Source organism: Endozoicomonas sp. ALE010 (assembly GCF_049310165.1).
Lineage (GTDB): Bacteria > Pseudomonadota > Gammaproteobacteria > Pseudomonadales > Endozoicomonadaceae > Endozoicomonas.
This window is the reverse complement of record NZ_JBLYNV010000046.1, coordinates 15508-33348: the sequence shown is the minus strand read 5'-3', so window position 1 is coordinate 33348 and position 17841 is coordinate 15508. Positions and strand designations below refer to the sequence as shown.

Here is a 17841-nt window from a genome sequence, read left to right as displayed (position 1 = left end):
TTTATGTCCGGCTGTAAACTTTACGGTGAAGGATACTGGAAAACTCATCCGCAAATATCTCGTAATTGGACACCAGGGCTTCAACCCTTGAAGCATAGCGGTTATAGGCGACAACCGCCGGAATAGCGGCAACCAGGCCAACAGCAGTGGTCAGCAAAGCCTCGGCAATGCCCGGTGCAACCGAAGCCAGGGTTGGCTGCTGAACCACCGCCAGCCCCCGGAAAGAGTTCATAATACCGACAACTGTGCCAAAAAGACCAAGATAAGGGCAGGTAGAACCAACGCTGGCAAGAAAGGGAAGGTTTCCTTCGAGGCGCTCCTGCTCCCTGGAAATGGCCACCCTCATGGCCCGCTGAGCACCTTCCATAACCGCATCAGGATCAACAGTCCCCTGGTTTCGCAGGCGGGTAAATTCGGCGAAGCCGGCTTTAAAGATGTGTTCCACCCCTGAGCCGGACTGTTCATTTTGTTGCACTTCCTTGTACAGCAGAATCAGATCCATTCCCGACCAGAAACGATCCTCAAACGCAATCATGGCCTGCTGCGCATTTCTCAGCAGGATTCCCCGCTGGAAAATTATCATCCATGAAACAACCGATGCAGCTACCAGTAACAATAACACCAGTAGCACAATCCAACTGGCGTTACCCACCAGAGCCCATAGAGACATGCTTTCTGCCACCGACAACCTCTCTACCCATCAATTATGAAGTCGAAAAAGGACTGATCATAACACCAAAAACCACAATGGGGATCAGAACCACCCGATAAAGGTCCAAGGTAATTGTATCCCGTGAATAACTGTTTGATAGCACGTCAGTGAGGGAGATCAAATCAGATTTACACACACCCTACAGTAGGACAGTCTTAAGTCAGACAGGCTCCTAGCCAGAATGCTCCACTAAAGCGTTATAGAGTGTCTCCAGCCCCATAACGTCCAGTAGCTTGCACAGCTCAATAACTTTTTCAGGGACGGTGCCATAACCCGGCTGCACAGACCACCCTTCGGCTTTTTCTTCCAGTGTTTTCAGGTCACCGATCTCAAGCAGGCGTTGCAAAACAGTGACCATTTCCTGCTGACAAACGCCGGAGAGCGGCAAATCAGGAGACAAGCCGTTATCATTTTCCAAATGGTCATAAATACAATTAAACAGTTCATCAAAGCGCACGGGTTTGGCAATAAAACCACAAAAACCGGAATCTGCAATTTGTACTCTCGCCTGTTCTGACACACTGGCAGATACGGCCATAATTTTAATGGATGGGTGTCGGCCGATACGGTGAATCGCCCTGGCAGCATCAAAGCCATCCAGGCCGGGCATTCTGAGATCCATCAAAATAAGGTCATAGCGAGTGGTTCTGCATTTCTCCACCGCTTCCAACCCTCCCTCTGCTGCCTCAACATGAAAAGATTTGGACTTAAGGGCCTTTACCAACATATCTCTATTATTAATGCTATCGTCAACCACCAGAATTTGATGTTGATTAAAGTGCTCTGGATGTAAATCAACTCCGCCGTTTCCCGGGGGTAAGTCGGCTAACACTTTTCTGCTTTCCCCATGGCTAACCTGATAGGGAATACTGAAATAAAAACGACTCCCTTTGCCAGGTTCACTCTCAGCCTGAAGCTCTCCCCCCATGGCTTCCACCAGACGATAACTGATAGACAACCCCAAACCGGCACCGCCACATTCTTGCCCTTTCTTTAGCTGAGTGAATGGCTGAAACAGCTGCGCCAAATCCGATGAAACAATACCCACGCCACTATCAAGCACTTCAAACTGAAGCTTTTCACCTTTGACAAACACCTTTAGATAGACACTGCCAGAGTCAGTAAACTTGACGGCATTGCCAACCAAATTGATCAACACCTGGCGCAGTTTGACATTATCAGCAACGATCTCCAGCTCCACATTGGGCAGAATATCCAGCAGCAAGCTCAGGCCTTTGACTTTCGCAGTTTCACGAAAATTGGCAAACACCATATCCAGCGTCACCTGGATATTAAAAGGCACCACCCGGGTTCTCACAATGCCGCTTTCAATCTTGGTGATATCGAGAATGTCATTAATCATGGTTAAAAGATGCAAACCACAGGCCTCAAGGGATGACAGACTTTCCCGGTATTTATCGGGAACATCTCTGTCAGCCAACAGCAGCTGGGCATAGCCAAGGACGCCATTAAGCGGGGTCCTCAGTTCATGGCTGATATGTGACAGGAATAAGGATTTTGCCTGGCTGGCCTTTTCGGCCGTTTCTTTCGCCTTCAGTAGCTCGCCTTCGATTCGCTTTCTCTGGGTAATGTCACGAAAGACAATGGAGATCAGCAAACCATCGGCTGTGGTCAGCACGTTGCTGGATATTTCCACTGGAAATCCATGGCCATACTTATCAACCCCACGGGAGAGCCTTGCCTCCAGGCAATGGCTATCGATGTCATCGGAGTCGAGTTCCTTCAGCAGCATCAGATCTGATCGGTACTCAGGGTCAATTAACAGCGCTAATGGCAGGCCCAGTAAATCACACTCATGATAACGAAAGAGATCTTCGACCCTGGGGTTGACCAGGTTGATGACACCCGCCGTATCAGTGATAACAATGGCATCCGGCGAACCGGCTATCAATGCCTTGAATTTTTCCGTATCGCGAACAAGATGGGTAATATCATTTCCCATACACTCAATGCTATCCAGCTGTTGACCGGTGTTTTTCTGGGTTAGAGAGCTTTTATTGGCGTGTCCCGCACAACCCACTTCAATACAGCGTATGGAACCGTCTTTATGAAAAAACTCCAGTTCAAATGTTTCCTGCCAAACCCCTTTTGGCAACTGCTTCAGGACGCTTCTGAAGGTATCGTTAACCACCGAATCCGTTAAGAAGCCCTGAATTTTTCCAGAAAACTCGTCTTCGTCGAAACCCAGTACTGAAGTAATTGATGGACTGACATAGGTAATATCCCCGGAAGTGACCAGATGAAAATAGAAATAACGTCCTCTTAACTGCTGAACAAGGCTGGCCATATTTTGCGCCCGGGCTTTTTGCAAAGCCTCTTCCCGGTTTAACAGTCGTTCCTTTAACCGGATAAAGCTCCGGTTCAGGCTAACCGCTTCATCCTTTGAATCCTGGAAATTATCACTTGAATCACTGGGCAGAAAACCAAAGGTATTCATTTCACGCTTTAATTCATTCAGGGGACGCGTAATCCTGCCAGACACACCCCATAAGCATATAATGGCTAACACCATGGCCAGGCCAATCAGGCTTGCGCTTAAAAAGGCCTGTTTATACACCGGCTTCATGATGTCAGTTTCCATGATGCTATAGCTGAAAAACCAACCGGTGGATTTAACAGGCACAGCGGCAGACCACTTGTAGCTGCCCCTGGTTAGAATACGGACACTGACCAACCTGCCCTCCTTAACAACATTGTGCAAAACATCTTTCATAAAGCCGCACGGTTCATCAGGCCTGGAAGGTTTAATCGGGCTATATAGCAAATGCCTGAACGAACCTCCACTCTCTGAGGGAAAATAAAGTTCGCCACTGCCCTCACAAGGCCCAAGCCGTGAGAATTTTTCAATGGTTCTGTACTTCAGTAACGATATGCCATTGGCGTACACAATGTGCCCGAAAGGGTCGGCAATAATCAGGCGAACCCGAAAATCCAGGTTTATCGGCATATTGACCAGTTTGGCGGCATCCAGATCGAGCCTTAGAAAGCGGCTCCGATGGTTATCATCCGAAACCCTGACCAGAAAGCTGGTATAAAACACCGGGCCGGTTAATTCAGTATTAACATACCAGTCATACTCTAAGTTATTGTTGATTGATAAATAGATTTGATCAGGAATGGAGTAATCTGAGTCCTGGTCTCCAGAAACAAATTTCTTCACCATCCAATCAAAATAAACAGACTCTTTACTTTTTATCAACACTCCGCCTTTCTTTTCAAAATCGACAATGGATAACGATTTCACATAGGGCATATCTCTGAATATTGAAATAACTTTTGCAGAGAGGTCATGATAAGAAATCTCACTGGCAGACAGGGATAAAGCCTTGCCAGCCAGGATCACTTTACTCATTCTTGTATCTACGGATGCTGCATATCGCAACGTCTCGTTGAGATGCCTTCTGCCGATTTCTTCAGAGGCCGTCCGAAAGGTAAAGTATAGAAAAACAAACGTAATGATACTGTAGAACACTATCGCTGGTAGCAGATTAAACAGCGTAATCTTCTGACGGATAGATGTAGCCATAACACCATATTACATCCGGAAATATTTCATAGGTACTGCAGCCGTGTTTATCAGACAACCATCATCCAACATGCCCCGCATTATCGATCACTAAAGAATCTCCCATGGGGTTCATTCAGGCACTCCATAGAACTCCTGCTGACGGGATCCCCGTTGATAAGAGAAGTATATGGTATACTGACAGATACTGATTTCAAGGCTAGATATTTCACAGAACCAATGCGGTCTATTTCTTTGAAAAAGCCCTCATCATAACCGCTGCATACTCTGACGACTGGCGTATCATGCAGCAGAAAATAACCCGACCTGTACCCATACCCACCCTCGATAAACATAAAATCCGGATTGGAGGATGACGTTTCATTAATACTTGCCTTAATCTTTTCCTGAAGCATATTCATGTTAAGCTCACTGGTAAAGTTCATGAATGATATGTCATTGCCATTTCTATCCTTCGTGAGACGTAGCATCCAACGAGCATACTCTCTGGTATCTTCTGAAGGTAGTGGCATCATCAGGTACACTCTTGGAGAGTGCTCCCGACCAAATTCATCTTGTATCATATCAACATAACCACGAAGCCATGGCTTTAATCGAGTCATGATACTGGACGACAATTTCATTTTGATAAAGACACGCTCAACATCCCGCTCTACCTTCCTGGTTTCTGCACAGCTGCCCGGGAGCCATACGACGAGCTTCTTAAGGAAATCTTCATCAGAGATGTTCTCACTATTGTCATTTCCCAGACTTATTTCTTTTCTGATTTCGTATAATTCTTTCAAACCCCGAAGCACTTTTTCAAAAAATAATTTTTCATAACCATCCTGGCATGGCATATAGGTAACCGGTAATGAGCAATTGAGCTTACTGGCCTGCTCTCCTTTGTCCTTGACGAAGATACTGGACCATGGGTGTTCACTGACATTGCCAATCAGATAGGAATTCTCCGGTTGACGATTAACAAGTATCATTGTATCCAATGTCAAATTCTCCAGAGTATCATGAAATGCCTCAACTCCTGTGCATTCTTCCAGGCGAAGAGATCTATCCTGACACATAGACCGCCACTGATATAAAGCCGTTCGAAACTTCTTATCGCGCCCATGAAAAGGCTCAACCAGGAGTACATCCACTTTTTTACCATAAATCCTTCTGACCAATCGTTGAAAGCAAGGTATGGTGATCAATAGAGAATCACTGGCTTCGTCAAACTCGGCATCGAGCAATAACTGACGACTTAATCCCAAAACACTGTCAACGCTATCGCCTTCTATTGGTTTACAGCCATGAACATCTTCCCATGTTTTTAGCCAGGAAAATGCAGATTCATTAAACATATCCTCTTGAGGACAAGTAGTTGGAAAGAAATGAATAACATCGCCTTTTATAGCCTTATTCATCATTGTTTCGTATTCAATTTTGGATAAAATATCCTCTTTGTGGTCATCAATACCATTCAACTTCTTCGATGTTTTCTCAGCCAGACTCTTTTTTATATGTTTCATGTACCCAAAAGCCACATCAGACAACTGTCGAAGCAACTCCATTCTTCTTGATAAGGGTAATGATTTTATCTTTTCCGATTCAGCCGGATCAGTCTTATCTACATATTGATCAAAATCAACCAGGGGTTTTTGTATATACCGTTCAAATAAACTCGATACAACTTGAGAAAACTGCCCCCCCGAAGACGTGTCTTCATGGTAACTGAGGCTTTCCATAGTCATTTCAGAGTCTGAGAAAAAATGGCAGGCACACCAGGATAAAAATCGATCATCTTCCGCCAGCAAAGAGGATACTTTGCTGACCACATCCCGCAGGGAAGAGGTTTCCTCTTTATGTGAATCATGACTGACCGACTCTCTTACCAGTCTGGATTGTATTTTTTCAAGTTGACGAAGGTCATTGGTCAGCATCACCAGCACAAACAATTTTGACATCTGTGGATCTTCAGACATTTTGGAAATAAAGTCATGGCGCTCCTTAATCCATTCCATCATAAATTGATTCCCCGGCAAAATCTGTCCATCGATGGTAACCGTTGCCGGGGCAACATCAAGATAAATAAGCTGATGTTTCTTCCGGTCATAGGAAAAATTTGCAAAATTACCATCAATAACACATTTGATTACCCAGCCATTACCTTTCTCCTCGATCATCTTGTTAAAACGGTCACACCGGTCTATCAAATCCAGAATACCTTTAATGATTTCAAATTTAACCTCAGGTTTTTCATTAGGATCTTTCAATATGCATTCAACCATCTCTTCCTGATCGTATTTCCTCTGCAATCCTAACACTGTCACCTGGTCCTGTTCATAAAACTCCGGTTTCATTGAATCGCCATTAACCTCCATTGCTTCCATCCTGTAATGGTGATCGGACAAGAAAGGTTCATCGCACTCTTCTCTGGGCAGGACGGGCAGGTAATCAAGGTTATTAAAAACATCCGACTCTGATGTACTGTTTCTTATCCTCCTGACCGTCACCGGATGATTAGAAGCAGCGACACCACAGGCAGCATTCTTTTCTGGAAAATCAAATTCATACACCTGATCAGCACCAATCGCACCATCCCGATACGGCACCGCTATGTATTCTATAGGACTCAGTGCAAACTTGATTTCTCCATTTTTTCCCAGCAGGGGGTCTGTCATCACACACGAGCACATTCTCTGTGTACTATACAGTGTCTTGATGGTTGCTGCAGAAGTAGCGTGATTCATGCTGTGCATAATTTCCTTTGCTGCCAATTTGTTAAACTCGGCATGGGTAAAGACGCGTTGTGCAATTCCTGAACCAAGATATTCACCGGCAAAGCCATTTTTCTCAGGCGTAGTCTGCCGGGTATTTCTGACAATGGGTATCGACTTCTGGCGCAGAAGATCCCGGTTTGTATTATTGTTTATACTGCCATCCGTATTTCTTTTCAGCTTATCCCTGGTTGATTTGCACTCCTTTTCGACATCAAATATTTCATCAAGATCGGGTTCAGGACAGTTAATAAACGGAGCTTGCAACTCAATAAATAATTCTCCTTTTTTCAGAGTTGTTACAGGGACACTGCAGGAGAAATACAGTTGATTCCTGTCCTCACTTCCTGTGACCAGCCGATAGTTGGCAATATCAGAAATAATTTGATCCTCAGGAATATTTTTCCGAAAGCGAATCAGGAAACTCATGCTGGATTTTTCCTCAAATGGATCCAGCAGTCTTACTCGATTAATCAATCCTGAAAACGCCCTGTCATCCTCAGCACCATCCAGTTCAATATAGATACCATCAGGACTATACATTGGGTCAGGACATATAACCCGATCAAAGTTATGACGACCAAAGGGATCTTCCTGGTCGGGAATAATATCAGGGGTTAACAGCGTCACTGCATGTGAATGTTTCAGGTGTAAATACAGTTTATCTACATCATCCCTTGCATAAAAGCTCACCTCATAATAGGAATTCAGCGCGAGATTGTTGCTGTCGAACAACGCAACAAATTTCTCCATGACCGGATGAAGGTCACTGCAAACTGATGCGTTGCCATCCTGAACTGAATGACTGGTGAACCCTAAACTTTTCGCAAACCCCATCAACACGGCCAGGTCTTCAAGTTGGCTGAGAGTACTGTAATCTGATTTCGGTCTCTTGATCCCCCTGTGAGGCCAAATGACATCAGATGCCGATAAACGACTTTGCACAGCTTCAGTCGTTAACCACTGAATTAACTCAGGACGCTCAACCAGGCGACATCCCCTGTCTTTTACCCCTGCCAGTCTCCCCATTCCATTGTGATTAATCAATCCTTCTATCCGATTCTCATTGAAGACATGATCGTCTACTGCAAAAGGGATAACACGTCTTTTGATACCGGTAGCAGTTTGCACCTCTCCCGATGGATCCTCTGACTCTGGGTTATCAATTTCTGAGCGTACCTGCATCCCGTAGGAAGTTTCAGGCTTTCCAGCTGGGAGCATATTATACATCCTGTCTGTTTAGATAGGGCCGGACTGTGGCCTGTTGAAGTTTAGTTGCATACTGAGGGTATCAGGGTACTCCTGTTACGATATTTCCAAATGCCGTAAGGATAAAAAAAAGAGGACTGACAGATCCTCCGAGCATGAACTGAAGTCTAGTTCATAATACGACCTGAACAGCCCCTAGGGGTAATCATAGCCAAAATGTAGATAAGCGCTCTTAGTTAATACCCTGCCTCTGGGTGTTCTCATTATATAACCCTGTTGAATCAGGTAGGGCTCAAGCACATCTTCAATGGTGTCCCGCTCTTCACTGATGGCTGCGGCAAGGTTGTCCACGCCCACTGGACCTCCATCAAACTTTTCAATCATGGCCAGTAACAGTCGACGGTCCATATGATCAAAACCGCAGGCGTCCACATCCAGCATATTCAGGGCAGCGTCTGCCAGTTCACGGGTTACCGAACCATCGCCTTTTACTTCCGCGTAATCCCTGACTCTTCGCAGCAGCCGGTTGGCGATACGGGGTGTGCCTCTTGAACGGCGGGCAACTTCATTGGCCGCCTCGCTATTCATCGGCACTCCGAGAATACCAGCAGAACGGAGCACAATGGCACTGAGATCCGCCACATTGTAGAACTCAAGCCGCTGAACAATGCCAAACCGATCCCTTAAAGGTGAAGTCAGCAGCCCTGCACGGGTGGTCGCGCCGACCAGGGTGAAGGGGGGCAGATCCAGTTTGATCGAACGTGCCGCAGGGCCTTCACCAATCATAATATCCAGCTGATAATCTTCCATGGCCGGATAGAGCACTTCTTCAACGGCCGGGCTGAGACGATGGATTTCATCAATAAACAGGATGTCATTTGGCTCAAGGTTCGTGAGCAGGGCGGCAAGGTCCCCGGCTTTTTCAATCACTGGCCCGGAAGTCGAACGGATATTACTGCCCATTTCATTGGCAACAATATGGGAAAGCGTTGTCTTACCCAGCCCGGGCGGGCCAAATATCAACGTATGATCCAAAGCATCGCCACGCTTTCGGGCCGCCTGGATAAATATCTCCATCTGCTCCCTGACTTTTGGCTGTCCGGTGTACTCACGCAACCGGACAGGTCGAATGGCCCGATCCTGGGCCTCTTCGCTCGGGCGCTCACTGGCTGAAATTAAGCGATCCGCTTCAATCATAATTTTTCCCGGGAATGATGTTAAATCATACTTCTTAATGCCTGCCTGATCAGTTCTTCACTGGACAGACCTTCTACTTTAATCCGCCCAATCACCTTGCTGGCTTCCTGAGGCTTATAGCCCAGGGCCACCAGGGCACCGACGGCTTCCTGTTCAGTATCAGCGGCCTGTTTTTCCAGGGCCTGCCCCAGGGGCGTTCCAGTCAAACCATCAAATTGCGCAGCAGAGCTATCCCATGTTGACAGTTTGTCTTTTAACTCCACGATCAGGCGTTCCGCGGTTTTCTTGCCAACCCCGGGTAATTTCACCAAGGTAGAACTGTCGCCATCATGGACACAACGGACAAATACAGACGCTTCTATTCCGGAGAGCAGTGTCAGGCCCAGTTTCGGACCCACCCCATTCACTTTAATCAGGGTACGGAACAGCTCCCTCTCCCGGGCGTCGCTGAAACCATAAAGCAGCTGAGCATCTTCTCTAACGACAAAGTGCGTATAAAGCGTTGTCTCAACACCAACCTCTGGCAGACGGTAAAACACCGACATCGGTGCTTCAACTTCATAGCCCACCCCACCAGCCTCAATCAGCAGGTATGGGGCTTTTTTTTCCAGCAAAATACCGCGAAGTCTGCCTATCATATTCAGTATCTCTTCTAACGACTTAATAACCGACGATTTCTTCTGCCCGTTGCACCGGCCATTCGCACCAGGCTTGCCCGTGTGTGGGAGTGACACAATGCCACCGCTAACGCATCGGCGGCATCGGACTGAGGGGTTTTATCCAGTTTCAGAATTGAAGTAATCATGTGCTGTACCTGGGACTTTTCCGCAGAGCCCTTACCCACCACCGCCTGTTTCACCTGTCGTGCCGAGTACTCTGCAACTTCAAGCCCATGATTTACCGCAGCAACAATCGCCGCGCCACGGGCCTGCCCAAGCTTCAGGGCAGAGTCGGCATTGCGTGCCATAAACACCTGCTCAATACCGACAGATTGCGGACTGTACATTTCAATCACCGTATTGATACCCTGAAAAATTTGGGCAAGTCTTTCTGGCAGTGGCCCATCCTGAATTCGGATACAGCCGGATGCTACGTATTTACATTGGGAGCCAATTTCCTCAATGATTCCATACCCGGTAATCCTGGACCCGGGATCAATCCCCAACAATATGGCCATTCCATTTCTGTTCCAAACCTGTCGTTAAAAAGAATACTGTATATACATACACGTTTCCAGCATTACAATTTTGAAACACGGCATTACCAAAACAGGCTACGAAACTCAGCAGTTGCGACTTACCCTTGAACATGAGTTTTGGGGAGCCAGCCTGCCAGATGAACCATCAAATGAAAACATTACTGATCATTGCCAGTGTCACTCTGGTGCTGTTTCTAATCACACTGGCCTTTAATCTTTAATGGAAGCCTAAGGCTCCCTGATAATTGTTTTGTCTGTGCTGGCCGAGTTATAAATAAAATCGGCTTTGACAAACTTCCTGTCTGAGTTTTCCAGCAGTTCTTTCGATGGTTTTCCTTACTATCAGTCGCCACACAGGCGTCAATACCTGCCTCATCCGGGCATGGGGGTCGGCAAAACTGAGTTATTTTTTTGTCGTCTATTGGCTTGTCCGGATTCAGTGCCAGCTCTCGTTCTTCAAGGTTTTTTTTGGCCTTCTGGATTTTTTCCAACCGCTGCTGTTTGAACTTCAGATCTCCCGGGATACCGTATCCGGTCTCCTGTCGGTATGCCTCATCTTCCTCTTTGTCATTGGTTTCAGCCTTTTTTATCAGGGCTCCCGGGGGGCTGTCCGAGAATAAACTGCCCTACTGCGGCGGCAGCAAATTGGTCTAAAAAACCCATTGTTGATCAAATAAAGACAAGTTTCGAATTTAATCTATAAAATTCGTCGCAAGCACCAATTAAACCAGAGTTTATAGACATTTCAGCAAGATGAACTATAAACAGAACAGTGTACACTTTTCATATTTTTTATGAATTAATGAAATATAATTATGGATAGAGGCACTGCTGGTATAAGTTGGAAATACACGACATCAGGTAATGATTATAAACCACCGGATGGTCATACCAATGCTTCAAGGAGTGGGCGATATCGGCATGACACAGTCAGACAGGTGAATACTCCACCCCCCTATATCTCAAGGTGTAATGAATTTTATCATACTTCTGACGCATGCTCTTCTCACTATCCACCAAGACATTCAGTAAAACCTGTTTATGATTTTAATGCTCTCATTACACACGAAAAAATGAGTTGCCTGGTGAGGATATCTGCTCGTTATGGTGATCGCTATGATGGTAGAAAACACAGTCAATTTGCCAGTTCAATTAAACAATACACATTAGGGTCAAAACGACCTTTAAATCATAGTGAACAAAGCCAACTGATACCATTGTTGCACGATTTTAAAGCGACACCCGGGTGGACCTGGCGAAGCCTGACGACAACGCTTCATTCCTTTACTTCAGCGGGTGTTTTGACCCCTCATAAATACATGGATGAGTTGGGAAAGGAAACTCAAGCTGCTTTACTGTCAACTTTACTTGATGCAGTAATAATACAGTGCAACCAAAAACCTGAAGTCAGAACTATTGATACACAAGGTATCGCCAACCTACTGTGGTCTGTGGCGAAACTGGTGGACAACGGGCTGGAGAAGACAGCGAAGCTCAAAGAGGCCGTAGCCGCGCTGTTGCCCCATGTGAAAACCAAAGCCGAATCAAAAGACGAGAAAGACCACTTCAACACTCAAGGTATCGCCAACCTGCTGTGGTCTGTGGCGAAACTGGTGGACAACGGGCTGGAGCTGGAGAAAACACCGAAGCTCAAAGAGGCCGTGGCCGCTCTGTTGCCCCATGTGAAAACCAAAGCCGAATCAAAAGACGAGAAAGACCACTTCATCGCTCAAGGTATCACCAACCTGCTGTGGTCCGTGGCGAAACTGGTAGACAACGGGCTGGAGATGGAGAAAACACCAAAGCTCAAAGAGGCCGTGGCCGCGCTGTTGCCCCATGTGAAAACCAAAAAAGCCGAAGCAAAAGACGAGAAAGACCACTTTATTCCTCAGCATATCGCCAACCTGCTGTGGGCCGTGGCGAAACTGGTGGAAAACGGGCTCAAGCTGGAGAAAACACCGAAGCTCAAAGAGGCCGTAGCCGCGTTGTTGCCCCATGTGAAAACCAAAGCCGAATCAAAAAAAGAGAAAGACCGCTTCACTCCTCAGCATATCGCAAACCTGCTGTGGTCTTTGGCGAAACTGGTGGACAACGGGCTGGAGCTGGAGAAGACACCGAAGCTCAAAGAGGCCGTGGCCGCGCTGTTGCCCCATGTGAAAACCAAAGCCGAATCAAAAGAAAAGAAAGAACACTTCAAGCCACAGGAGGTCGCCAACCTGTTGTGGGCGGTGACGAAACTGGTGGACAACGGGCTGGAGCTGGAGAAGGTACCGAAGCTCATAGAGGCCGTGGCTGCACTTTTGCGCCACGTGAAAACCAAAGCCGAAACAAAAGAAGATAAAGACCTCTTCAAGCCACAGGATGTCGCCAACCTGCTATGGGCCGTGGCGAAACTGGTGGACAACGGGCTGGAGCTGGAGAAGGTACCGAAGCTCATAGAGGCCGTGGCCGCACTTTTGCGCCACGTGAAAACCAAAGCCGAAACAAAAGAAGGTAAAGACCTCTTCAAGCCACAGGATGTCGCCAACCTGCTATGGGCCGTGGCGAAACTGGTGGACAATGGCCTGGAGCTGGAGAAGACACCGAAGCTGAAAGGGGCCGTGGCCGCGCTGTTGCCCCATGTGGAAACCAAGGCCGAATCAAAAGAAGAGAAAGACCAATTCAAGCCACAGGCTGTCGCCAACTTGCTGTGGGCCTTGGCGAAACTGGCGGACAATGGGCTGGTGCTGGAGCTGGAGCAAACACCGAAACTCAAAGAGGCCGTGGTCGCACTATTGCCACATGTGAAAATCAAAGCCGAATCAAAGGAAGAGAAAGACCATTTCAAGCCACAGGAAGTCGCCAACCTGCTGTGGTCCCTGGCAAAACTGGGTGAGGCTATTGAGCTGAACGCGGTTAAATCAACGTTCGATTCTCTTGTCGAGAGAATCAGTGAAAACCCTCAGCTCTCTGAGCAGGGTATATTGATGTCTCTCTGGGGAGTAATGGCATTCTGTGCCAGATTTTATCTGGACAGAGGTTGCAGTGATAAAAACTCGCTTGAAAAGCACATAGGTGAACTATTTTCTCGCCTGGAAAATACATCATCAGGCAATACAGATGATCAATACATCATTGCCATGGCTGCAAGTTGGCTAGGGAGAACGTGTCCGGTGGTCCCCCATTACCGAACAATCATTTCACAATCTCAATCCACCTTCCGCGATCACCTCCAATCAAGCTTTCCGTCGTTGAAGATTGAAGAAGAAAAGAGTCTGAACTCATTACCTCCGGTTGACCTGCGACTGCCAGATTACAACATGGTTATCGATGTTCAGGGACCTTCTCATTACGTGAGTGGTGATTTCAAAACCAGGAATGGTTCGACTTTGCTTAAAATCGCCCTGCTGCAAAAACTGGGATTTGATGTCATTGAAATCCCGGTGAACAAGCTTGATAACCAGAATTCAATGAAAATCGTTATTGATCAAATAAAGACAAAGTTAGCAGTCCTGCCAGAGCCCCATGGCTCTGTGTCACTTAATAGCGGCGGGGGGGCAAACGATGAGGCATACGTTACTGCCGATGAAGGAGAGCAATTCTCAGATGACTGTTACTTTACTGCGGAAGAATATTTAGAAGAACAGACAGGTAATCCAAAAAAGAGAAAAAGGAAGAGAAAAAAAGCCAGTAAAAACTCATTATGGGGATAATGACCGGAGAAAGTTTCTGACGTATCTGCCAGTGAAGCATAAACCCAGGGACTTGTTGTTACCAAAAATCCCTCCCACCGGCAGCGATGAGTTACCATTGGTTGATTTCCAAATTCAACGGGATGATCGACCCCCTTTGCTCCAGCGCCATTACAGCATCTTCATCACTACTACGGGATCGTCAGCCCCTGTGCCTTGCATTGGTACTCAGACTCTTGCAGGGTCTCTGCCAGGAGGCTGTGTTAATTTCATGCCTTCTCCACGCCGGATGCCATCTGGACAGTAAACAGGTTTCCTCCAGACTTATCCCGGGCTAACGACTCCCTCCCGGTTTGATGTAAAACAAAACCCGGAGCAATCCGGGCTTTCACTTAACTCAATCCAGACCAGAACTCAGCCCAGTTGCTCCATGATTTCTGCAGAAATGTCCGCATTGGTATAGACATTCTGAACATCATCCAGATCTTCCAGACGATCAATCAGTTTCATGACTTTCTCGGCACCTGCCAGATCAAGCTCTGTCTGGGTAGAAGCGATCATGGCGACTTCACCACCGGCAGGAGTGAGCCCGGCCGCTTCCAGAGCATCCTTGACGGCCATAAACTCAGTCCACTCGGTCAGCACTTCTACTGAGCCATCATCATTAGTGACGACATCTTCAGCACCGGCTTCCAGGGCTGCGTCCATCAGCTGCTCTTCATCAACACCTTCTTCAAAGAAAATCTGACCTTTACGCTCGAACAGATAAGCAACGGAACCATCGGTACCGAGGTTACCACCATGCTTGGAAAAAGCATGACGAACTTCAGCCACCGTCCGGTTGCGGTTATCCGTCAGACACTCAACCAGCACCGCGATGCCACCAGCCCCGTACCCTTCATAGGTGACTTCTTCCATATTGGAATCATCTTCACCACCGGCACCACGGGCAATTGCGCGGTTAATGGTATCCCGGGTCATATTGGCAGCCAGGGCTTTATCAACGATCGCTCGCAGCTTCGGGTTATCCTCAACATTACCACCGCCCTGCTTGGCGGCAACGGTCAGTTCCCGGATGATTTTGGTAAAGACTTTGCCCCGCTTGGCGTCCTGCGCAGCCTTACGGTGTTTGATGTTGGCCCATTTACTATGACCTGCCATAAAAACCTCTATTTAAACGCTTGGCTGGCAGCCGCTCCACTGAGAGGCTGCCAGGATGAATCAGTGACTGGTTGCAGATGCCGGATCGCGACGAATGCGCAGATTCAGATCGCGCAGCTGCTGACTTTCCACTTCACCCGGAGCCTGGGTCAGCAAACAGGAAGCTGACTGGGTTTTCGGGAAGGCAATCACTTCACGAATGTTAGTGGTACCACACAGCAGCATCACCAGACGGTCCAGGCCGAACGCCAGGCCACCGTGAGGAGGCGCACCGTACTTCAGGGCATCCAGCAGGAAGCCAAACTTCTCACGCTGCTCTTCTTCCTGGATGTCCAGCACACGGAATACCGCCTGCTGCATGTCCTGACGATGAATACGGACAGAACCACCACCCACTTCATATCCATTCAGAACCATATCATAAGCACGGGACAGTGCCTGAGACGGATTAGCTTCCAGCTCTTGGGGAGAACAGGTTGGTGCTGTGAATGGATGGTGCAGCGCAGTCAGGGAGCCATTATCGGTCTCTTCAAACATCGGGAAGTCAATAACCCACAACGGTGCCCAGTCACAGGTATAAAGATTCAGATCTTCACCCACCTTGCAACGCAGAGCACCCAGCGCCTCATTCACAATTGTTTCTTTATCCGCACCAAAGAAGACAATATCGCCATTGGCAGCGCCAATACGGGACATGATGTTCATGGTGACATCATCTCCCAGGAACTTGATGATTGGCGACTGAAGGCCTTCAACCCCTTTCTCCAGCTCATTCACCTTGATCCAGGCCAGACCTTTGGCGCCGTAGATGCTGACAAACTTCGTGTAGTCGTCAATCTGCTTACGGCTCAGCTCGGCACCGCCGGTCACTTTCAGTGCGGCAACCCGGCCTTTAGGATCTTCTGCCGGGCCTTTAAATACCTTGAAGTCAACGCCGGCCATCAGGTCTGCCACATCCACCAGCTCCAGGGGAATACGCAGGTCTGGCTTGTCAGAACCATAACGGCTCATGGCTTCGGCATAGGTCATGCGTGGGAATTCGGTACCGAGATCCACGCTCTTCACTTCCATAAACAGTTTTTTGATCAGGGACTCGGTAATGCCCATGATCTGAGCTTCATCCAGGAAGGATGTCTCAATATCGATCTGGGTAAATTCCGGCTGACGGTCAGCACGCAGATCTTCATCACGGAAACACTTGACGATCTGGTAGTAGCGATCAAAGCCAGACACCATCAGCATCTGCTTGAACAACTGAGGAGACTGGGGAAGTGCGTAGAAGTGCCCCGGATGCACACGGCTGGGCACCAGGTAGTCCCGGGCACCCTCCGGAGTTGCACGGGTCAGCATCGGTGTTTCGATATCCAGAAAGCCGTGCTCTTCCATAAAGCGACGGACTACAGCGGTGGCTTTGCTGCGAATAATCAGCTTTTCCTGCATTTCAGGACGACGCAGATCAATGACCCGGTTACGCAGGCGCACATCTTCACCCACGTCGGTATAACCTTCGATCTGGAAAGGCGGAGTCTGGGCCTGGTTAAGGATTTCCACCTGCTTACCCAGCACCTCAATCTCACCGGTAGACATATTGCTGTTCACAGTGCCTTCCGGACGGGGACGCACAATACCGGTAATTTTCAGGACATATTCGCTACGCACCTTGTCAGCCAGTGCAAACGCTTCTTCAGTATCAGGGTCGACCACCACCTGAGCCAGGCCTTCACGGTCACGCAGGTCCAGGAAAATCACGCCACCGTGATCACGACGGCGATGTACCCAACCGCAGAGGGTGACTTCCTGCCCATCATGGGAAAGATTCAGTTCGCCGCAATAATGGCTGCGCATAATATACCTCAAATCAGGAATTCAACTGGATTTCATCCTAACAGCCGCCGGGCTGAAAGGAAGTGGATCAATTACTGGTTGCCGAGCAACGCTATTATTCACTGGTTGCAGGGCAACCGGCACAACTGCTCTTGCTGTCTTTGCCAGGACAGTGGTTATCACTGGAAGACAGGTTTTTCTTACTGCCTCCTTTGAAGTCGGTTTCATACCAACCACCACCTTTCAGCCTGAAGGCCGGCGCGCTTAACAGCTTCTTCAGTGCGGCCTGACCACAGACCGGGCAATCACGCAACGGTGCATCACCGAATTTTTGAATCGCTTCCGTCACTTCGGAGCATTGCTCACACTGATACTCATAGATCGGCATTGACGCTGGCCTACCCTTTCACTTACAACAGTAAGCACCATTGATATCGTATTGAATTGGGCGCTTACGTATACTGATTCGCAGAAAAACGGCCATTATACCCCAAAGACCGGCAGAGTCAGCCGTTGCCAGACAAAAAAAGCCGCACTGGTCACCAGTACGGCTTATCAAATAGAAC

Annotated in this window: 11 protein-coding genes; 2 read left to right on the top strand and 9 right to left on the bottom strand. The window is 47.8% G+C overall.

What is annotated here, in order from left to right; all coding sequences use genetic code 11:
* Window position 1: 1 nt before the first annotated feature.
* From tolQ to ruvC, 6 genes are all read right to left on the bottom strand, one after another.
* Window positions 2-670, bottom strand: coding sequence for a protein TolQ (gene tolQ, locus ACO6UY_RS17350; RefSeq protein ID WP_422451051.1), 669 nt, complete (start codon window positions 668-670; stop codon window positions 2-4).
* A 214-nt stretch (window positions 671-884) separates the two neighbouring features.
* Window positions 885-4259: an ATP-binding protein gene (locus ACO6UY_RS17345; protein WP_422490750.1), complete on the bottom strand. Its 3375-nt coding sequence runs from the start codon at window positions 4257-4259 to the stop codon at window positions 885-887.
* 80 nt (window positions 4260-4339) lie between these two features.
* Entirely contained in the window at window positions 4340-7768 is a 3429-nt protein-coding gene (locus tag ACO6UY_RS17340; protein WP_422490748.1) for a hypothetical protein, read from the bottom strand.
* Between the two features lie 651 nt (window positions 7769-8419).
* Entirely contained in the window at window positions 8420-9421 is a 1002-nt protein-coding gene (gene ruvB, locus ACO6UY_RS17335) for a Holliday junction branch migration DNA helicase RuvB (protein WP_422490746.1), read from the bottom strand.
* A gap of 20 nt (window positions 9422-9441) precedes the next feature.
* A complete protein-coding gene (ruvA, locus tag ACO6UY_RS17330; RefSeq protein WP_422490760.1) occupies window positions 9442-10059 on the bottom strand; it encodes a Holliday junction branch migration protein RuvA in 618 nt (205 codons plus the stop codon).
* 14 nt (window positions 10060-10073) lie between these two features.
* Window positions 10074-10598 (bottom strand): crossover junction endodeoxyribonuclease RuvC, encoded by a 525-nt coding sequence (gene ruvC, locus ACO6UY_RS17325; RefSeq protein ID WP_422490745.1) that lies wholly within the window; start codon window positions 10596-10598, stop codon window positions 10074-10076.
* A 347-nt stretch (window positions 10599-10945) separates the two neighbouring features.
* On the opposite strand from ruvC, the gene ACO6UY_RS17320 reads away from it, so the two are divergent.
* Both ACO6UY_RS17320 and ACO6UY_RS17315 read left to right on the top strand, forming a co-directional pair.
* A complete protein-coding gene (locus tag ACO6UY_RS17320) occupies window positions 10946-11239 on the top strand; it encodes a hypothetical protein (RefSeq protein ID WP_422451042.1) in 294 nt (97 codons plus the stop codon).
* Between the two features lie 195 nt (window positions 11240-11434).
* Complete coding sequence (locus ACO6UY_RS17315) at window positions 11435-14311, top strand: DUF1601 domain-containing protein (RefSeq protein ID WP_422451040.1); 2877 nt, start codon at window positions 11435-11437, stop codon at window positions 14309-14311.
* Window positions 14312-14704: 393 nt separating this feature from the next.
* Here the strand turns inward: ACO6UY_RS17315 and ACO6UY_RS17310 are convergent, their stop codons facing one another.
* The 3 genes from ACO6UY_RS17310 to ACO6UY_RS17300 all read right to left on the bottom strand — a co-directional run bounded on the left by ACO6UY_RS17310 (window position 14705) and on the right by ACO6UY_RS17300 (window position 17663).
* On the bottom strand, window positions 14705-15451 hold the full coding sequence (locus ACO6UY_RS17310) for a YebC/PmpR family DNA-binding transcriptional regulator (protein ID WP_422451039.1): 747 nt from the start codon (window positions 15449-15451) through the stop codon (window positions 14705-14707).
* Between the two features lie 60 nt (window positions 15452-15511).
* Window positions 15512-17296: an aspartate--tRNA ligase gene (gene aspS / locus ACO6UY_RS17305; protein WP_422451037.1), complete on the bottom strand. Its 1785-nt coding sequence runs from the start codon at window positions 17294-17296 to the stop codon at window positions 15512-15514.
* Between the two features lie 94 nt (window positions 17297-17390).
* A complete protein-coding gene (locus ACO6UY_RS17300) occupies window positions 17391-17663 on the bottom strand; it encodes an FmdB family zinc ribbon protein (RefSeq protein WP_422451036.1) in 273 nt (90 codons plus the stop codon).
* Window positions 17664-17841 lie beyond the last annotated feature (178 nt).

Bases quoted from the DNA above. Each gene is read 5' to 3' on its own strand.
- tolQ (WP_422451051.1), bottom strand. From the start codon at position 670: ATGTCTCTATGGGCTCTGGTGGGTAACGCCAGTTGGATTGTGCTACTG.
- ACO6UY_RS17345 (WP_422490750.1), bottom strand. From the start codon at position 4,259: ATGGCTACATCTATCCGTCAGAAGATTACGCTGTTTAATCTGCTACCA.
- ACO6UY_RS17340 (WP_422490748.1), bottom strand. From the start codon at position 7,768: ATGGAGAAATTTGTTGCGTTGTTCGACAGCAACAATCTCGCGCTGAAT.
- ruvB (WP_422490746.1), bottom strand. From the start codon at position 9,421: ATGATTGAAGCGGATCGCTTAATTTCAGCCAGTGAGCGCCCGAGCGAA.
- ruvA (WP_422490760.1), bottom strand. From the start codon at position 10,059: ATGATAGGCAGACTTCGCGGTATTTTGCTGGAAAAAAAAGCCCCATAC.
- ruvC (WP_422490745.1), bottom strand. From the start codon at position 10,598: ATGGCCATATTGTTGGGGATTGATCCCGGGTCCAGGATTACCGGGTAT.
- ACO6UY_RS17320 (WP_422451042.1), top strand. From the start codon at position 10,946: ATGGTTTTCCTTACTATCAGTCGCCACACAGGCGTCAATACCTGCCTC.
- ACO6UY_RS17315 (WP_422451040.1), top strand. From the start codon at position 11,435: ATGGATAGAGGCACTGCTGGTATAAGTTGGAAATACACGACATCAGGT.
- ACO6UY_RS17310 (WP_422451039.1), bottom strand. From the start codon at position 15,451: ATGGCAGGTCATAGTAAATGGGCCAACATCAAACACCGTAAGGCTGCG.
- aspS (WP_422451037.1), bottom strand. From the start codon at position 17,296: ATGCGCAGCCATTATTGCGGCGAACTGAATCTTTCCCATGATGGGCAG.
- ACO6UY_RS17300 (WP_422451036.1), bottom strand. From the start codon at position 17,663: ATGCCGATCTATGAGTATCAGTGTGAGCAATGCTCCGAAGTGACGGAA.